The 16,799-nt window shown below is 67.9% G+C and carries 18 protein-coding genes; 13 read left to right on the top strand and 5 right to left on the bottom strand.

Going from position 1 to position 16,799, the window contains the following annotated elements:
• Positions 1-27: 27 nt before the first annotated feature.
• The 5 genes from AC6CHP_RS03865 to AC6CHP_RS03885 all read left to right on the top strand — a co-directional run bounded on the left by AC6CHP_RS03865 (position 28) and on the right by AC6CHP_RS03885 (position 5,482).
• Positions 28-903 (top strand): ABC transporter ATP-binding protein, encoded by an 876-nt coding sequence (locus tag AC6CHP_RS03865; protein WP_427117709.1) that lies wholly within the window; start codon positions 28-30, stop codon positions 901-903.
• Positions 885-2,456, top strand: a complete 1,572-nt coding sequence (locus AC6CHP_RS03870) for a transporter (protein ID WP_498228241.1) — start codon at positions 885-887, stop codon at positions 2,454-2,456. The genes AC6CHP_RS03865 and AC6CHP_RS03870 overlap by 19 nt, the downstream gene beginning before the upstream one ends.
• 22 nt (positions 2,457-2,478) lie before the next feature.
• A complete protein-coding gene (nagB, locus tag AC6CHP_RS03875) occupies positions 2,479-3,261 on the top strand; it encodes a glucosamine-6-phosphate deaminase (protein ID WP_188727912.1) in 783 nt (260 codons plus the stop codon).
• A gap of 98 nt (positions 3,262-3,359) precedes the next feature.
• Positions 3,360-3,701, top strand: a complete 342-nt coding sequence (locus AC6CHP_RS03880) for a DUF3039 domain-containing protein (protein WP_066277043.1) — start codon at positions 3,360-3,362, stop codon at positions 3,699-3,701.
• On the top strand, positions 3,701-5,482 hold the full coding sequence (locus AC6CHP_RS03885; protein WP_188727914.1) for a DEAD/DEAH box helicase: 1,782 nt from the start codon (positions 3,701-3,703) through the stop codon (positions 5,480-5,482). Before AC6CHP_RS03880 ends, AC6CHP_RS03885 begins: the two co-directional genes overlap by 1 nt.
• A gap of 79 nt (positions 5,483-5,561) precedes the next feature.
• On the opposite strand, the gene AC6CHP_RS03890 is transcribed toward AC6CHP_RS03885, so the two are convergent.
• The 3 genes from AC6CHP_RS03890 to AC6CHP_RS03900 form a co-directional block, all read right to left on the bottom strand.
• Entirely contained in the window at positions 5,562-6,596 is a 1,035-nt protein-coding gene (locus AC6CHP_RS03890; RefSeq protein ID WP_427117782.1) for an AAA family ATPase, read from the bottom strand.
• Positions 6,597-6,702: 106 nt separating this feature from the next.
• On the bottom strand, positions 6,703-7,341 hold the full coding sequence (locus AC6CHP_RS03895; RefSeq protein ID WP_498228242.1) for an isochorismatase family protein: 639 nt from the start codon (positions 7,339-7,341) through the stop codon (positions 6,703-6,705).
• A 9-nt stretch (positions 7,342-7,350) separates the two neighbouring features.
• Positions 7,351-8,679 (bottom strand): nicotinate phosphoribosyltransferase, encoded by a 1,329-nt coding sequence (locus AC6CHP_RS03900; RefSeq protein ID WP_104185158.1) that lies wholly within the window; start codon positions 8,677-8,679, stop codon positions 7,351-7,353.
• Between the two features lie 155 nt (positions 8,680-8,834).
• Between AC6CHP_RS03900 and clpS the strand changes: the two genes are divergently transcribed.
• The 6 genes from clpS (at position 8,835) to rdgB (ending at position 13,166) form a co-directional block, all read left to right on the top strand.
• Positions 8,835-9,206, top strand: a complete 372-nt coding sequence (clpS, locus tag AC6CHP_RS03905) for an ATP-dependent Clp protease adapter ClpS (RefSeq protein ID WP_104184893.1) — start codon at positions 8,835-8,837, stop codon at positions 9,204-9,206.
• Entirely contained in the window at positions 9,199-9,765 is a 567-nt protein-coding gene (locus AC6CHP_RS03910) for a DUF2017 domain-containing protein (RefSeq protein ID WP_104184892.1), read from the top strand. The genes clpS and AC6CHP_RS03910 overlap by 8 nt, the downstream gene beginning before the upstream one ends.
• 123 nt (positions 9,766-9,888) lie before the next feature.
• A complete protein-coding gene (gene murI, locus AC6CHP_RS03915) occupies positions 9,889-10,887 on the top strand; it encodes a glutamate racemase (protein ID WP_498228243.1) in 999 nt (332 codons plus the stop codon).
• A complete protein-coding gene (locus tag AC6CHP_RS03920; RefSeq protein ID WP_104184890.1) occupies positions 10,884-11,681 on the top strand; it encodes an MBL fold metallo-hydrolase in 798 nt (265 codons plus the stop codon). The genes murI and AC6CHP_RS03920 overlap by 4 nt, the downstream gene beginning before the upstream one ends.
• 70 nt (positions 11,682-11,751) lie before the next feature.
• Positions 11,752-12,510: a ribonuclease PH gene (gene rph / locus AC6CHP_RS03925; RefSeq protein ID WP_104184889.1), complete on the top strand. Its 759-nt coding sequence runs from the start codon at positions 11,752-11,754 to the stop codon at positions 12,508-12,510.
• Entirely contained in the window at positions 12,507-13,166 is a 660-nt protein-coding gene (rdgB, locus tag AC6CHP_RS03930) for an RdgB/HAM1 family non-canonical purine NTP pyrophosphatase (protein ID WP_498228244.1), read from the top strand. Before rph ends, rdgB begins: the two co-directional genes overlap by 4 nt.
• A 90-nt stretch (positions 13,167-13,256) precedes the next feature.
• Here rdgB and AC6CHP_RS03935 read toward each other — a convergent pair whose 3' ends face one another.
• Entirely contained in the window at positions 13,257-14,033 is a 777-nt protein-coding gene (locus tag AC6CHP_RS03935) for a VTT domain-containing protein (RefSeq protein ID WP_104184887.1), read from the bottom strand.
• An 82-nt stretch (positions 14,034-14,115) separates the two neighbouring features.
• Here AC6CHP_RS03935 and AC6CHP_RS03940 point away from each other — a divergent pair, with 82 nt between their 5' ends.
• Entirely contained in the window at positions 14,116-15,126 is a 1,011-nt protein-coding gene (locus AC6CHP_RS03940; protein WP_188727923.1) for a 3'-5' exonuclease, read from the top strand.
• 77 nt (positions 15,127-15,203) lie between these two features.
• Positions 15,204-15,683 carry a DUF4395 domain-containing protein gene (locus tag AC6CHP_RS03945; protein ID WP_377193286.1) on the top strand — a complete coding sequence of 160 codons (480 nt, stop codon included), beginning with the start codon at positions 15,204-15,206 and terminating at the stop codon, positions 15,681-15,683.
• Here AC6CHP_RS03945 and AC6CHP_RS03950 read toward each other — a convergent pair.
• Positions 15,664-16,773: an ADP-ribosylglycohydrolase family protein gene (locus AC6CHP_RS03950; protein ID WP_498228245.1), complete on the bottom strand. Its 1,110-nt coding sequence runs from the start codon at positions 16,771-16,773 to the stop codon at positions 15,664-15,666. The two genes, AC6CHP_RS03945 and AC6CHP_RS03950, sit on opposite strands and share 20 nt — an antisense overlap.
• Between the last annotated feature and the right edge of the window lie 26 nt (positions 16,774-16,799).

Genomic DNA, 16,799 nt, shown 5'->3' on the forward strand with positions numbered 1-16,799 from the left:
CGGGTACCCGAGGGCTAGTCTGGCTTCATGACTGCCCCGCAACCCGACCCGGCACTGCAACCCGATCAGGCCCCGCAACGCGAGCCGGCCCCGCAACCAGACCATGCACTGCATTCCGTGCCGGCTCTGCACCCCGGTGCGGCACCGCAGGTGCCGGCCTTGTCCATCCGCGGGCTTGCCAAGCGGTTCGGCGGGAAGATCGCCGTGGACGGCATCAGCCTGGACGTGCCGGCCGGCTCCTTCTACGGCATAGTGGGCCCCAACGGCGCCGGTAAGACCACCACGCTGTCCATGGCAACCGGCCTCCTGCGTCCGGACTTTGGGACAGCGGCAGTCCACGGCGTGGACGTTTGGCAGCGGCCGCTGGACGCGAAGAGGCTGATGGGCATCCTGCCGGACGGGGTGCGGCTGTTCGACCGGCTCACCGGCGAGCAGCTCATTACCTATGCGGGGCTGCTGAGGGGTATGGACCGGGAGACTGTGGCCACGCGCGTTGCGGACCTCCTCGCCGCCATGGATCTCCAGGATGACGCCGGCACCCTGGTGGTGGACTACTCGGCGGGCATGACCAAGAAGATTGCGCTGGCCTCCGCCCTCATCCACGCGCCCCGGCTGCTGGTCCTGGACGAACCTTTCGAAGCGGTGGACCCGGTCTCCGCGGCCAACATCCGCTCCATCCTTGACAGCTACGTCGCTTCGGGCGGCACGGTCATCGTGTCCAGCCATGTCATGGACCTGGTGCAGCGCATGTGCGACCACGTGGCAGTGGTGGCCAACGGACGGCTGCTCGCCGCCGGAACCGTTGACGAGGTGCGTGCCGGGGCCTCGCTGGAGGACCGGTTCGTGCAGCTGGTGGGCGGCCGCAGCCACACGGAAGGACTGGAATGGTTGCGCACCTTCTAAGGCTCAAGCTGACACTGCTGCGCAACGGCCTGCGTCGCAGCCCGTGGCAACTGGTGGGGATGGCCATCGCCGGGCTTTACGCACTGGGGATGGTGGCAACGCTTGTGATGGCACTGGTGATGCTGCGTAACGCGCCTCTTGACCTTGCCCAGACCGCTGTGGTGCTCGGCGGATCCGCCGCCATCCTGGGCTGGGGCGTCGTGCCGGTGGTGGCCTCTGCCACGGACATGACCCTGGATCCGGCACGGTTCACTACGTTCGCGATCCCCATGAAGCAGATGCTGGCCGGGCTGGCCCTGGGCGGACTGATCGGCATTCCGGGGCTGGCCACTTCGCTGGTGGCGCTGTCCACGGTGGCCACGTGGTCCCATGGTGTCCTTCCTGCGCTCGCCGCGTTCGTGGGGGCAGTGCTGGGCGTACTGACGTGCGTGGTGCTCGCCAAAGTGGTGACCACGGCAACGGCAAGCCTGGCCGCATCGCGGCGGTTTAAGGACATCAGCGCCATAGCGTTCATGGTGCCGCTGGTATTGATGGGGCCCATTGTGGCCGGAATAGGCCAGGGCCTCTCAGCCTCCACCGGTTTCCTGCCCGGCTTTGCCAGGACGCTGTCCTGGACGCCGCTGGGCGCACCGTGGTCGCTGGGCGGTGACGTGGCCGCCGGGCAGCCGGGACAGGCAGCATTGAAGCTGCTGGTATCCGTTGCAGCGCTGGCCGCGCTCGCGTGGGCATGGAAATCACTGTTGGAACGGGCGCTGGTGACTCCTCCGTACGCGGGCAGCGGCAGGCGCAAAGGCGGCAGGCTGGGACTGCTGGGAGTGCTGCCCGCCACTCCGGCCGGTGCGGTCATGGCGAGGTCCCTCACGTACTGGTTCCGGGATCCACGGTATTCGGGATCTCTGGTGGTGATCCCCCTGCTTCCCGTGGTGCTGGCCTTCCAGGGCAGCCAGACCGGGGACTTCACCAGCCTGGGCATCCTTGCCCCGCTCTCCGCGTTCATCCTTGCCTGGTCCATCTCTGCCGACGTGTCCTACGACAACACCGCTTTCGCCCTGCACCTTGCCACCGGCGTCAGGGGAGTGGCGGACCGGCTGGGCCGCGCCCTGGCCTGCATGGCGTTCGCCTTGCCGGTGGTGCTGGTGTTCGCCCTCGGGTATTCCGCCCTGACAGGGGACTGGGCCGGCCTGCCCGGCCAGCTGGGCCTGAGCCTTGGCATCCTGTTCACCGGGCTGGGACTGGCGTCGGTAGTCTCGGCCCGGTACACCGTGGCTGTTCCGCTGCCGGGCGACAGCCCGTTCAAGAAACCGCCCGGCAACGTGGGGCAGACCCTCGCGGTGCAGTTCGGAGGGCTGCTGGTCCTTATGGTCCTGGTACTGCCGCAGGTGGGCCTCCTGGTTGCGCAGGTGGTCACGGGCAACGGCCTTTTCGGCTGGATCAACCTCACCGCGGGGACGGTCCTGGGCCTGGTCCTGTTTGTTCTAGGCGTCAGGCTGGGCGGAAAATGGCTGGACGCCCGCGGGCCCGAACTGCTGGCCCAGGTGTCCGTCAACCGCTGAAGAGCATTCGGAAGGAAACAGCATGGAAGTCGTCATCCTCAACGGCAGCAAACACATCGCCAAGCTTGCTGCCGATGCCGTCGAGGACCTGCTCCGGCGCAGACCTGATGCCGTCCTTGGCCTGGCGACGGGTTCGTCCCCGCTTCCGGTCTACGATGAGCTGGCTGCCCGCCATGAGCGCGACGGCCTGGACTTCAGCCGGGCTTCCGGTTTTGCCCTGGACGAATACGTGGGACTTCCGCCCGGACACCCCGAGTCCTACCGGGAAGTGGTCCGCCGGGAGTTCACCAACCGGGTCAACATCCGGCCGGAGAACGTCCACGGGCCGGACGGTGCCGCCGCGGACATCCCGGCTGCCTGCCGCGCCTACGAGGAGGCGATCGCTGCTGCCGGCGGGGTGGACCTGCAGCTCCTCGGGGTAGGAACGGACGGACACATCGCGTTCAACGAACCGGGATCCTCCTTCGCTTCGAGGACCCGCATCAAGAGCCTCATCGAACAGACCCGCAGGGACAACGCCCGGTTCTTCTCCAGCCTGGCGGACGTCCCGCACCATGTCCTGACGCAGGGACTGGGGACCATCATGGACGCGCGGCACGTCATCCTGCTGGCAACCGGTGCGCAGAAGGCCCAGGCTGTCCGCGAGTTCGTGGAGGGTCCCGTCGCCGCCATCTGCCCGGCGTCGATCCTGCAGTTCCACCCGCACGCCACCGTCCTGCTGGACGAGGCCGCGGCGTCGGCACTGAAACTGGCGGATTTCTACCGGCACACTTATGACAACAAGCCCGCCTGGCAGGGGATTTAGCCCGCACCGCCCGCTGCCGGCGCACGCCGCCGCAAAGTCCGACGGCGGCCGGCAGGGGACGCGCCGACGTCGAACGTCCGGCCGGTGGAACAGCTAAGATGGTTGGCATGACTAGCACGACGGACCCTCTCGAAAACGACCCGATGCGCGAGCTTTCCGGGGCTGGAACGTCCACAGCCACCATTGAGCGCGAGGAACTGCGCCAGGAAGTGGAGCCCGGGGACCGGGAGCGCTTTTCGCACTATGTGCGCAAGGAAAAGATCATGGAGTCCGCGCTGACCGGGGATCCTGTCATCGCGTTGTGCGGCAAGGTCTGGACGCCGGGACGGGATCCGCAGAAGTTCCCGGTCTGCCCGATGTGCAAAGAGGTCTACGACGGCCTCCGCCCGGGCAACGACGGCGGCAAGGGTCCCGGAGGGGACTCGGGCAACAACAAATAGTGACGGAGACGCTCTTTGGCGGCCCCACCCTGCCTCCGGCCTATCCGGAACGTGCAGCCTGGGGAACCGCCCCGAAACTCCGTGCCTGGCAGCAGGAAGCCCTGGACCTGTACCTGCGCAACAGCCCACGCGACTTCCTCGCCGTGGCAACGCCGGGCGCCGGCAAGACCACCTTCGCGCTGAGGGTGGCGTCCACCCTCATCGACTCCGGCGCCGTTAACAGGGTGACCATCGTGGCGCCCACCGACCACCTGAAGCGGCAGTGGGCGGATGCGGCGGCAAAGGTGGGCATCGCCATCGACCCCAACTTCAAGAACTCCGACGGCCAGCACGGCCGCGGCTTCATCGGCGTTGCCGTCACCTATGCGCAGGTGGCCAGCAAGCCGCTTCTCCACCGCGCCAAGACGGAAGCTGCGCGCACGCTGGTGATCCTTGACGAAATCCACCACGGCGGCGAGGCACTGTCCTGGGGTGACGGGCTGCGCGAGGCCTTCGACCCCGCGGTCAGGCGGCTCTCGCTGACGGGAACGCCGTTCCGTTCCGACACCTCTCCCATTCCCTTCGTCGAATACGCCCAGGACCGGGACGGCATCCGCCGCTCCAAGGCGGACTACACCTACGGGTACGGCAATGCGCTGCGGGACCACGTGGTCCGCCCGGTGATGTTCATGGCCTATTCCGGGCAGATGCGGTGGCGGACCAGTGCCGGCGAGGAGATGGCGGCGTCGCTGGGTGAGGCCGCGGTGACCAAGGACATCACGTCCCACGCCTGGCGTACCGCTCTGAACCCCGCAGGCGAGTGGATTCCGGCGGTGCTTGCGGGTGCGGACAGGCGGCTCAGCGAGGTGCGCCGCACCGTTCCCGACGCCGGCGGCCTGGTGATTGCCACGGATCACGAGGACGCCCGCGCATATGCCGGACAGCTCAAGAGGATCACGGGGGAGTCTCCCACGGTCATCCTTTCCGATGACGCGAAGGCGTCGAGCAAGATCGAGGAATTCACCGCCAGCGAGAAACGCTGGATGGTGGCCGTCCGGATGGTGTCCGAAGGCGTGGACGTTCCGCGGCTTTCCGTCGGCGTGTATGCCACGTCAACATCGACCCCCCTGTTCTTCGCCCAGGCGGTGGGCCGCTTCGTGCGTGCCCGCAAGCGGGGCGAAACGGCGTCGGTCTTCCTGCCCTCGGTGCCGCAGCTGATGGCCCTTGCCAACTCTATGGAGGCGGAACGGGACCACGCCCTGGACCGCCCGGAGAAGGAAGACGCGGACGGCCTGTTCAATCCCGAGGACTCGCTGATGGCCGAGGCCAACCGCGAGGACAAGGCATCGGACAGCCTCACCAAGGGCAAGTTCGAGGCCCTGGATTCGCAGGCGTCCTTTGACCGCGTGCTGTTCGACGGCGGCGAGTTCGGCACGGGCGGCGAGGTGGGGTCCGACGACGAGATGGACTTCCTGGGCATCCCCGGGCTGCTGGACGCGGAGCAGGTGGGCACGCTGCTGCGGCAGCGCCAGCACGAGCAGCTGAACCGCAAGAACCGGAAGGCACCCGCGGCGGCGGAAAGCCCGGCTCCGGCCGTCCCGGACCACCGGATGCTGATGGACCTCCGCAACGAGCTGGCCAAGAACGTGGCCGCCTGGTCTGCCCGCACCGGCACTCCGCACGGGGTGGTGCACACCAAGCTGCGGACGGTGTGCGGCGGACCGCCCGTTGCCCAGGCGAACGAGGAGCAGTTGCAGTCTCGACTGCGGAAGCTCCAGGACTGGTTCATCGGCCGGAAATAGCGGGGCTGGCACTATAAGGTGGCCCGGTGCTTAGTGGACTGCTCCCTGAAAGTGCGCCTTGCAGCCGCCGCATCGCCGGTCAGGCCAGCCAGCGCCACCAGCGTGGCTGCTCCGGTTCCGGCGTCGGTTCCGGCTCCGGTTCCTCGCCCAAGGCCAGCGCGGCCTCGACGAGGTCGTCCGCGGTGAGCGTCATGACGGCCTCACGATCGAGCGCGTCGAGGCTGTGTTCCTCGTCAAGGGACAGTCTTAGCGCCTGGCGGTTGAGCGCCTGCTCGAACAGCGTGCGGGCGAACCGTGCGTTGCCGGAGTCCTCGCCCGCGTGGAGCCCGGTGAAGATGCGGCGCAGCATCTGGTCCGCGCCCGGCTCCAGCCTGTACCCGTGCTGGGTCAGCATCCGGTTGAAGATCGTCTGGAGTGCGTCCACGGAGTAGTCGGGGAACGTGATCTCGCGGGCGAACCGGGAGCGCAGTCCGGGGTTCGAGAGCAGGAAGGACTCCATCAGCCGCGGATACCCTGCCACGATCACCACCAGGCGGTGGCGGTGGTCCTCCATCCGCTTGAGCAGGACCTCGATCGCCTCGGGGCCGAAGTCCATCCGGCCGTCCTCCGGGGACAGCGCGTAGGCCTCGTCGATGAACAGGACGCCGTCCAGTGCACGCCGGATCACCCGATCCGTTTTGATGGCGGTCGTCCCGACGTACTGCCCCACCAGGCCTGAACGGTCGACCTCGACCAAGTGGCCTTTCTGCAGCAGGCCGACCGCGCGGTACATCTCGGCCAGGAGCCGCGCCACAGTGGTCTTGCCCGTGCCCGGGTTTCCGAGGAACACCAGATGCTGTGATGTGGCCACCTCCGGCAGTCCGTGCGCCTTGCGGCGGGCCTGGACCTGGAGCAGTGCCACGAGCGCCCGCACCTGCTCCTTCACTGTCTCCAGTCCAACCAGCGCGTCGAGCTCGGCCTGCACCTCGGACAATGGCCGGGCCGGCCCGGGCTTCGGACCCACGAGATCGCCGACCAGGTCGTCCACGCGCTCCGAGCCGGGCAGCTTGAGCTGATCGGCAAGGCGGCCGATGGTTTCGCGCAGGTCGTCGAGCGGATTGCGGCTGGCAGCCATGCATCCACTGTAGTACCCGGTTCCCGTTCCTGCCCCGGGATCAAGGGGCGGGTGAAACAACGAAGGGCCGGCTGCCCATGGGCGCCGGGCCACTCCTGTAGCTGCCCTAGGCTACGTCAACGCCACCTAGTTCCATTTCGGCCACTGCTTCCTCCAGGTCCTCGGCGATCCCGGCCGTCAGGGAGCGCAGGACGGTGACGGAGTAACCGGCCTGGACGGCGTCCAGGGCCGTTGCCATCACGCAGTAATCCGTGGCGATTCCCACAACCACGACGTCCTCCACGTCATGGCTCTGCAGCCAGTCGTCCAGCCCGATCGCGTCTTCGTCCGGAGCGAACCTCTCGGCGTCCGCGGGACCGGGCAGGGCCCCGGGCTGCCGTTCCCCGGTGGGCACCGCATCCTCGGGGGCCAGCAGGCCCTCGAATCCGGAGTAGGCCGCGGAGAACTGGCCTTTCTGGAAGTAGGCCTGGATGTATTCGGTGTCCAGGTCGGGATGCAGTTCAGCACCGGGGGTGCCCGCCTCGCAGTGCGGCGGCCAGCTGTCTTTGAAGTCCGGTGTGTCAGAGAAATGCTCCCCCGGATCGATATGCCAGTCCTGGGTGGCAACGATGTGGTCGAACTCGCCGTGGTGGGCGTCCACATATTCGCTGATGGCGCCGGCAACATCCGCGCCGCCTGAAACGGCCAGCGAACCGCCCTCGCAGAAATCGTTCTGGACGTCGACGATGATCAGTGCCCGGGACATCGGTTCTCCTCAGTTTTCTTCATAGAGAGTAGGGATGGCTGCTTCCCCGCGCTGCAGGCGGTTGACCACCGGCGGCAGCTCCGCCATGGAATCCGCATGGCGCTGGCGGGCCCGCAGCACGCCCTCGTGGCCGGTCCAGCCCGGCAGCAGCTCCCCGTTCTTCATGAACTGCTGCAGGAGGGGACGGTCATTGCCGTCATCCTCCGGCCGGCGGCCGACGCCCACTACTTCCGCTGTGGCAATCCCGCGCTCGTTGAGCTTGCGCAGCGCGTACTTGCGGCCGCCCACGCTGGCCTTGTTCTTGGCCGCCTTGGCCACGGAGACGAACGTTCCGTCGTCGTCCGTGCGGCTGACCAGCTTGTACACCATGCTCGCCGTCGGGGCGCCCGAGCCGGTGACCAGGGACGTGCCCACGCCGTAGGAATCCACGGGGGCGGACTGCAGGGCGGCGATGGCGTACTCATCGAGGTCGGAGGTGACCACGATCTTGGTGTTTTCATTGCCGAGGTCGTCAAGGAGCCTGCGCACCCACTGCGCCTGGGCCACAAGGTCGCCGGAGTCCAGCCGGACCGCCCCCAGGCGAGGACCCGCAAGGTCCACGGCCGTGCGGACGGCCGCTTCGACGTCGTACGTGTCCACCAGCAGGGACGTGTGGTCGCCGAGCGAGGCAATCTGGGCCTCGAACGCGTCCCGCTCGGTGTCGTGCAGGAGGGTGAAGGAGTGGGCGGCGGTGCCCACCGTCTTGATCCCGTAGCGGATCCCGGCCTCGAGGTTGGAGGTGCTGTCGAACCCGGCGATGATAGCTGCCCGGGCAGAAGCGGTGGCTGCTTCCTCATGGGTGCGCCGGGAGCCCATCTCGATGCAGGGCCGGCCGCCGGCCGCGGTGACCATCCGGGAAGCAGCCGAGGCGATGGCGCTGTCATGGTTCAACACGGACAAAAGGTAGGTCTCCAGCATGCAGGCCTCGGCGAACGTGGCCTCGACGATGAGGATGGGGGAGTTCGGGAAGTACGCCTCGCCTTCGGGGTAGCCCCAGATGTCACCGGAAAAACGGTAGGACGCGAGGTACTCCAGCGTCTGCGCATTGACCACCTTGGTGCGTTCCAAAAACTCGAGCTCGGCGTCCCCGAAGCGGAAGTTGGCGATGCCCTCCAGCAGCCGTCCCGTGCCGGCCACGATGCCGTAGCGCCGGCCATCCGGCAGCCGCCGGGCAAAAGCCTCGAACACCGACTTGCGGTGCGCGGCCCCGGAATGCAGCGATGCCTGCAGCATCGTCAGCTCGTAGTGGTCGGTGTAAAAGGACGTGCGGGGATGCTCCCAGCCAGCGGAGGTACTCACGAAAGTCACTCTAGTCCCCGCCGGCTCCCACGTCGCGCTTCGCTTCGCCGCGGGCCCCTCGCCGGCGTGGGCCCACCCACCGGCTCCCACGTCTCGCTTCGCTTCGCCGCGGGCCCCTCGCCGGCGTGGGTCCGGCATCCCCATAGAATGGACAGATGACCTTAAGCGTTGCGCTCGGCCCTGATACACAGGAGGGCACCCGGACCGGAACAGCGGAATCCACAGATTCCCTGACCGCACCGGACATCCCCTGGAACCTGGTGATCTGGAACGATCCCGTCAACCTCATGAGCTACGTCAGCTATGTTTTCCAAAGCTATTTCGGCTACTCGGAGAGCAAGGCGAACAAGCTCATGATGGAGGTCCACAAGAAGGGCCGCTCCATTGTTGCCTCGGGCAGCAAGGAACAGGTGGAACGCCATGCCGTGGCCATGCACGGGTTTGGGCTGTGGGCCACCGTGGAAAAAGCCAGCGGCGGGAACAACGGCAACTCCGGCGGGGGACAGGGCAAGGGAAAACGTGGCTAAGGCATTCAAGTACGGACTCAAAGGCATCACCGGCTACCTTGAGCCCGCGGAACGCGACCTGCTGCGCAGCCTGATCCATGACGTCATCTCCATGCTCCAGCCGGAGGACCGCGACGGCCAGGATCCCCTGGCCGCCCTGATCGGCCTGGACATGGACGTGGCAGAGCCTAGTGACCGGGCCGTCAAGCGCCTGCTTCCCAACGTCATGAAGGACGACGCCGGCGCCTCCCTGGAGTTCCGCCAGCTCACCGAACGCTCGCTGCGGGAAACGAAGATCGGCGCCCTGCGGGCCGCGGCCCTGGACCTGGACAAGGACGAGATCGTCCTGACGTCCGACGGCGCACGGCACTGGTCCATGGCACTGAACGATGTCCGGCTGGTCCTCGCCGAGCGGCTGGACATCCAGGACGAGGAGGACGCCGAGCACGTCCACCTGATGCAGGACTGGTCCCAGGCCGAGGACGTGGAGAGCTACCTGGCCCTGGTCTACAACTTCGCCACCTGGCTCCAGGAGTCGCTCGTCCAGGCCATGCTGCAGTCCATGGACTCCCGCCGGTGAGCGGCGCGGACTGCTCCCCGTCCCTGCGCTGTGACACACCAGACATGAGCTCCCGGCCACAGGTTCATGACTGGAGCTGCGGGGAAGACCTATCCTCGAATAATCATGAGTAGAGCCTCAAGCATGGATCCGTCAGCCGGCGCTGCAGCGGGGTCCGACGCCAGCGACCTGCCCGCCGCCGCCCTGGAGTCGCGGCCCATTGGCGTTTTCGACTCCGGTGTTGGCGGCCTCACGGTGGCCCGCTCCATCATCGACCAGCTTCCCAACGAGTCCATCCTCTATGTGGGGGACACGGCGCACGGACCGTACGGCCCCCTGCCCATCGCGGAGGTGCGGGCCAACGCCCTGGGCGTGATGGACGAACTGGTGGACTCCGGCGTCAAGCTGCTCACCATTGCCTGCAACTCGGCGTCGGCCGCGGTCCTGCGGGACGCCCGCGAGAGGTACACGGCCAAGTACGGCATCCCCGTTATCGAAGTCATCCAGCCTGCGGTGCGGCGTGCCGTGGCCGCCACCCGCAGCGGACGGGTGGGCGTGATCGGCACCTCCGCCACCGTAGGGTCGCGCGCCTATGAAGATACGTTCGCCGCTGCGCCGGACCTTGCCATCACCTCCGTGGCGTGCCCGGAGTTCGTCAGCTACGTCGAAGCAGGGGTCACCACCGGGCCGGCGCTGCTGGCTGTCGCCGAGGAGTACCTTGCCCCCTTGAAGGCTGCCGGCGTGGACACGGTGGTCCTGGGCTGCACGCACTACCCGCTGCTCACGGGTGTCATCTCCTACGTCATGGGGGCGGATGTGACCCTGGTGTCCAGCGCTGAGGAAACGGCCAAGGACGTCTACCGCGCCCTGGCCACCCACAACCTGCAGCGCACTGACGTTGCCCCGCCGGAGCACCACTTCGTGGCCACCGGTGACGCCGGCCAGTTCGAGGCACTGGCCCGGAGGTTCCTCGGGCCCGAGGTCCTCTCCGTCCGGCATGTGGACCACGTGGCCGCCCAGTACCCCACAGGGAGCCTGGCCCGGATCACCCCGGAGATGATCGCCGCAGCCCAAAGCGCTGCAGCGCGTCCGCGGATTTCCAACTTCGTGGGCAGCCCGGTGACCGGAGGAACCGGCCAGTGAAGCTCACCATCGTAGGCTGTACAGGTTCCTTTCCCGGCCCCGGGTCACCGGCGTCGTGCTACCTCCTGACCGCAAACGACGGCGAGCGGACCTGGAAAGTGGTCATGGACCTGGGCAGCGGGGCGCTGGGTGCCATCCAGCGCTACACTGACCTCGAGGACATTGACGCCATCTTCCTCACCCACCTGCACCCCGACCACTGCATGGACCTGTGCGGCCTGCACGTGGCTGTCCGGTGGAAGCCCGGCGGCTGGGGGCGCGGCCGGATCCCCGTCTGGGGACCTGCGGCCACGGCAGACCGGATGGCCACGGCGTACGGCCTGGAGCTGGACCCCGGGATGCACGAGGAATTCGACTTCACCAACTGGGCGGAACGCGAAGCCGTGACCGTGGGGCCCTTCACCGTGACGCCCTTCGCCGTGAACCACCCCGTGGAGGAGGCCTACGCCCTGCGGGTGGAAGTGGTGGAGCCGGACAAGGACGGCACCCTGGTGTCCCGGACCCTGACCTATTCCGGTGATACCGATTCCTGTGCCGGGCTTGAGGAAGCGGCCAAGGACGCCGACCTGTTCCTGTGCGAGGCAGCCTTCGAGGAAGGCCGTGATGACGGCATCAAGGACGTCCACCTGACCGGAAAGCGGGCCGGGGAGGCGGCTGCGGCGGCGGGGGCGCGCCGGCTCCTGCTCACGCACATTCCCGTGTGGACATCACAGACCACGGTGATGGCCGAGGCCCGCCCGGTGTTCGGCGGCGACGTCGCGGTGGCGGTCGCCGGAGTGCACTACACCATCTAGCCTTTCGGTCTGCCCGGCCTTCGCTCCGGGTCCCGGCATCGGCCGGGCGTGCAGTCGATAAGCTAAAGGCATGACTTCTGAAGCAACTGCAGTACCCATCGTGCGCGCCGACGGCCGCGCCCCCGACCAGCTCCGGCCCATCAGCATCACCCGCGGATGGTCCACCCAGGCCGAGGGATCCGCCCTGATCGAGTTCGGCAACACCCGGGTCCTGTGCACCGCGTCCCTGACAGCAGGCGTACCGCGCTGGCTCAAGGGGGAAGGCCGCGGCTGGGTCACCGCCGAGTACGCCATGCTGCCCCGGGCCACCAACACCCGCTCCGACCGCGAATCCGTCAAAGGCAAGATCGGCGGCCGCACCCACGAAATCTCGCGGCTCATTGGGCGTTCGCTGCGCTCGATCATCGACACCAAGGCCCTGGGCGAAAACACCATCGTGCTGGACTGCGACGTCCTCCAGGCGGACGGCGGCACGCGCACGGCGGCCATCACCGGCGCCTATGTCGCGCTCGCAGACGCCATCCGCTTCGCCCGCGACAACAAGCTGATCGCAAAAAATGCCCAGCCCCTGATCGACACCATTGCCGCCGTGTCCGTGGGCATCATCGACGGCGTGCCCATGCTGGACCTGCCGTATGTCGAGGACGTCCGGGCCGAAACCGACATGAACGTTGTGGTGACCGGCTCGGGAAAGTTCGTGGAAGTGCAGGGAACGGCCGAGGGCGCACCCTTTGACCGGGCCGAGCTGGACCAGCTCCTGGACCTGGCGCTGCTGGGCACCACGCAGCTCGCCGCCATCCAGCGGGAGACCCTGGCGGACACGCTGTGAACCCGGCCGGCGGAGCTGTACCCCGCCTGGTCCTGGCAACCCACAACAAGGGCAAGCTGCGGGAGCTCCGCGAGCTGCTGCGGGGACAGGTCCCGGGGCTCGACGTCGACACCCAGGTGGTGGACGCGGCAGCGGCAGGTGCCCCTGACGTCGTCGAAACCGGCGTGACCTTTGCCGAAAATTCGCTGCTGAAGGCGCGCGCCGTTGCGGAGGCCACCGGCCTGGCGGCCATTGCCGACGACTCCGGCCTTGCGGTGGACGTGATGGGCGGAGCGCCGGGGATCTTTTCGGCCCGGTGGGCCGGCACTCACGGCGACGATGCCGCCAACCTGCGGCTCCTGCTCAGCCAGCTCTCAGACGTGCCGGACATCCACCGGGGTGCGGCCTTTGTCTGCGCGGCGGCGCTGGCTGTGCCGGACACGGACGGCAGGCCCGGCCACGAGGTGGTGGAGTACGGACAGCTGGAGGGCGTGCTGCTCCGCGAGCCGCGGGGCAGCGGAGGCTTCGGCTACGATCCCGTGCTGCAGCCGGCGGGGGAGGACCGCAGCTGCGCCGAGCTGTCCGCGGAGGAAAAGAACGCCATCAGCCACCGCGGCAAGGCCTTCCGCGCGTTGCTGCCGGCCATCGTTGAGGCGCTGCGCCGGGCAGAGGCCTGACAGACGCAGAGGTTTAACAGTTGCCGGTGAACCAAAAAGGTGTGCTCCCCGCCGCGGCGGGGAGCACACCTTTGATGGTTTAGGGGCACATTACGGGAGGCGGGGGGTCTTCTGCTCGTCCTCGGGGGCGTGCTCCTCGATGAACTCCTCCACGGGGTCGGTACCGTAGGCCTTCGCCTGGCGCTTGGCGGACAGGCCGCGGAGGACCTCCACGCCGATGGGCAGGACGGACACCAGGACGATCGCGATGAAGATGATGTCCAGGTTGTCACGGACCCACGGGATACGGTCGCCCAGCAGGTACCCCAGGAGCGTCACGCCGCCGCCCCACAGCACTGCGCCGATGACGTTGAAGAGGAAGAACTTCTTTTTGTTCATCTGGGCGACGCCCACGATGACGGGGACGAAAGTCCTGATGATGGGGACGAAGCGCGCCAGGATCAATGCCTTGCCGCCGTGCTTTTCGAAGAAGGCGTGCGCGTTCTCCACGTTTTCCCGCTTGAACAGGCGCGAGTTGGGTTTGTTGAAGATGGCGGGCCCGGCCTTCGACCCGATGAGGTAGCCGGTCTGGTTGCCCACGATGGCCGAAATCATGATCAGCAGCGCGAAGACCCACACGTTGAACTTGATGGTGTCCGTGGCCACCAGGAGCCCGGCTGTGAACAGCAAGGAATCACCGGGCAGGAAGAAGCCCACCAGCAGCCCGGTCTCCGCGAAGACGATGCCGCAGACGAGCAGCACCACCCACGGCGCCAGGGCGGGATCGGCCAGGAAGACCTGGGGGTTCAGCCAGTCGGGCAGGAAGGATGCGAGCTGGGGCTGCACCGGTCCTGCCCCGCCCAGCATGGACACGGCGAGGTCATTCATCACAGGAAAGTTCACCCCTCAAGGGTACTTGACAGAGCTGTGCCTGCACGGAGGGACAGCAGTCCGGCGGTAAGGTTGGGCCGTGGGTTTGGACTTTACGGCGATCGACTTTGAAACTGCGAACGGCTTCCGGGGCTCCCCCTGCGCGGTTGGCCTGACCAAAGTACGGGGCGGGCAGATCGTGGACGAGGCGTCATGGCTGATGCGGCCTCCGCCGAACCACGACCACTTCGACTACCACAACGTCCGGATCCACGGCATCCGGGCTGACGACGTGGCCGGGCACCCCCGCTTCGGGGAACTCTTCCCCGAAATCGGCGCCTTCATTGGCGACGACATCCTCGCCGCGCACAATGCCGCCTTCGACCTGGGCGTGATCCGGTCGGGCCTGGAGGTCTCCGGCCTGCCGGGGCCCGCCTATGACTATGTGTGCACCGTGATGCTTTCCCGGCGGTGCTATTCGCTGGTGTCCAACTCCCTGCCGTTCGCCGCCGAGGAAGCCGGCGTGCCGTTGGTGAAGCACCACGACGCCGCCGAGGACGCCCGGGCGTGCGCGGGAATCCTGATCGACATAGCCCGGCGGAACCAGGCCAACAGCATCGCCGAACTCTACCTGTCGCTGGGGCTGGTGATGCCGCGCCAGCAGGCTTTCGACCCGGCCACGGACGGGCTGTCCAAGTCCAGCATCGCGGCCCTTGCCGCTGCCGGCGGCGGCACGGCTGCGCCGCTCCGGCCCTTCCAGGCGGGCTGGCCGGAGGAGGGAGCCAACCCGCTCCCCAACCCCGACGCCGAGCCGGGCCACCCCCTGTACGGCCAGACCGTCGTCTTCACCGGGGAGCTGTCCATAGGGCGCCCGGAAGCCAAAAGGCGCTCTGCCGACGTCGGCGCCCGGCCGGAGAGCCGGGTGACCGGGCGCACCACCGTCCTGGTGGTGGGGGACGGCTTTGTTGCCTCCGACCTCCGCTCCGGCCGGCTGACCGGCAAAGCCCGGCGCGTCCTGGAGCTTCATGACCGCGGCCAGCCCATCGAAGTACTGTCCGAAGGCGAGTTCCTGCAGATGGTGGGCGACTTCGCGGCAGCAGCCATCGCCTGAGGCCCCCGGTCCGGCAGCTTCTTCACAGGGCGCAACAAACCTTTGCCCCGGTACCCAGCGCTCCCTAGCCTTGGCACATGAGTTCTCTGTTCGCCTTCCCGAATCCGGTCAACGAGTACGCTGCCCGCGTCACTGCCGGACTGGTGGTGGCACTCGCGGTTGTCACGCTTGCCGTCGGCTCCGGGTGGGGCCTGCTGGCCATCGCCGCCGGATTCTGGCTGCGCGTGCTCTTCGGACCGAGGATTTCGCCGCTGGCACTGGTGTCCGTCAAGGTCATCACCCCGTGGCTGGGACGGGTGAAACTGGTGCCCGGACCGCCCAAGCGCTTTGCGCAGGGCATGGGGGCGGCCGTCTCCACAGCAGCCCTTGCCCTGTTCGTGGCCGGAGCGGCCCCTGCGGCGTGGGCGGTGCTGGGCGTCCTGATCGTCGCGGCGTCACTTGAAGCCTTCGCCGGATTCTGCCTGGGATGCGTGGTCTTCGGTTTCCTGCAGCGCCGCGGACTGATCCCGGAGGACGTCTGCGAGGCGTGCAACAACATCAGCCTTCGGCGGTCGTGACGGCCACCAGCAAACCGGCCATGCCGCGGATTGCCTCAGGCGCCTCCAGCGACTCCAGCCAGTCTGCGGGCAGGCACTCCTCGCCGTAGTAGGCACCCAGGATGTTCCCGGCCAGGGAACCGGTGGCATCGCTTCGCCCGCCATGGCTCACCGCCAGGGACACCGCCTCCCGGAAGTGACGGACGGGCAGGGTGTCCGTGCCGTCGTCGTCCGTCCCTGCGCCAGCCGTCCCCGTGCCGGGGACAGTTGCGAGCACGGCGTAAAGCGCGACGGCGAGGGCGTCCTCGGCGGTCCGGCCCTCACCGAGCGCCTCGGTGAGTTCCTCCGGCGTGGTTCCGCCCCTCGCGGCGAGTGAGAGCGCGGCTTCCAGGCGTTCCGGCAATTCTTCAGCCACACCCCCCAGGGTGTGGGCGTGGGCGGTTACGGCGGAGGCGGCCTCCGGCAGGGCTTCACCCGAAACCAGCCGGTGAACCAGCAGGCTGAAGATTCCGGAAGCCTGGCGCGCCGCGGGGTGCCCGTGCGTCAGGCAGGCGGCGTCGGCACTCAGCTTGTAGACGGCGTCGGGCGCAATGTGCGGGATCAGCCCGAACGGTGCTGACCGCACCACGGTGCCCCAGTCTTTCGATTCGGGGTTCACGGGGCGGACCGAGGTGCCCATTTCACCCGTTGCCAGCCCGGAAATGCAGGTTGTGCTGGGGTTCCGCCGCTGGCGGAGCACAGCGTGCCCGTCAATCCACCGGGGCTGCGGTGTGGGGGCCGACGCCGGAGCGGCTTCCCCCTGGGTGGCCAGCCACCGGAGGTAGGCGAGCCACAGGCAGGCGTTCACATCCGCGCCCACGCCCGAATTCGCCCATTCCAGGGCCTCAACCAGCCCGTCCACCGTGTAGAGCGTCAGCTGGGTTTCGTCGGAGAACGTGCCGGGCATGGGGCCGAATGCGGTGATGCCAAGCTCGCCGGAGCGGCTCGGGATCTCCTCAACCGACCCCGCGCCGACGGCGTAGCCCAGGGAATCGCCCAGCGCGCCGCCCAGCAGGCAGCCATGGATGCGGGATTTCAGGGCGGGCACGGACGGGCCGGGTTCAATGCTCATGCTGTAAATTTACCGCGGCCTCCGGC

The organism is Pseudarthrobacter sp. GQ63 (assembly GCF_059758765.1).

Excerpts from the sequence above, each read along its gene's own strand:
- AC6CHP_RS03865 (WP_427117709.1), top strand. The coding sequence starts at position 28 with ATGACTGCCCCGCAACCCGACCCGGCACTGCAACCCGATCAGGCCCCG.
- AC6CHP_RS03870 (WP_498228241.1), top strand. The coding sequence starts at position 885 with ATGGTTGCGCACCTTCTAAGGCTCAAGCTGACACTGCTGCGCAACGGC.
- nagB (WP_188727912.1), top strand. The coding sequence starts at position 2,479 with ATGGAAGTCGTCATCCTCAACGGCAGCAAACACATCGCCAAGCTTGCT.
- AC6CHP_RS03880 (WP_066277043.1), top strand. The coding sequence starts at position 3,360 with ATGGTTGGCATGACTAGCACGACGGACCCTCTCGAAAACGACCCGATG.
- AC6CHP_RS03890 (WP_427117782.1), bottom strand. The coding sequence starts at position 6,596 with ATGGCTGCCAGCCGCAATCCGCTCGACGACCTGCGCGAAACCATCGGC.
- AC6CHP_RS03895 (WP_498228242.1), bottom strand. The coding sequence starts at position 7,341 with ATGTCCCGGGCACTGATCATCGTCGACGTCCAGAACGATTTCTGCGAG.
- clpS (WP_104184893.1), top strand. The coding sequence starts at position 8,835 with ATGACCTTAAGCGTTGCGCTCGGCCCTGATACACAGGAGGGCACCCGG.
- murI (WP_498228243.1), top strand. The coding sequence starts at position 9,889 with ATGGATCCGTCAGCCGGCGCTGCAGCGGGGTCCGACGCCAGCGACCTG.
- rph (WP_104184889.1), top strand. The coding sequence starts at position 11,752 with ATGACTTCTGAAGCAACTGCAGTACCCATCGTGCGCGCCGACGGCCGC.
- AC6CHP_RS03935 (WP_104184887.1), bottom strand. The coding sequence starts at position 14,033 with ATGAATGACCTCGCCGTGTCCATGCTGGGCGGGGCAGGACCGGTGCAG.
- AC6CHP_RS03945 (WP_377193286.1), top strand. The coding sequence starts at position 15,204 with ATGAGTTCTCTGTTCGCCTTCCCGAATCCGGTCAACGAGTACGCTGCC.
- AC6CHP_RS03950 (WP_498228245.1), bottom strand. The coding sequence starts at position 16,773 with ATGAGCATTGAACCCGGCCCGTCCGTGCCCGCCCTGAAATCCCGCATC.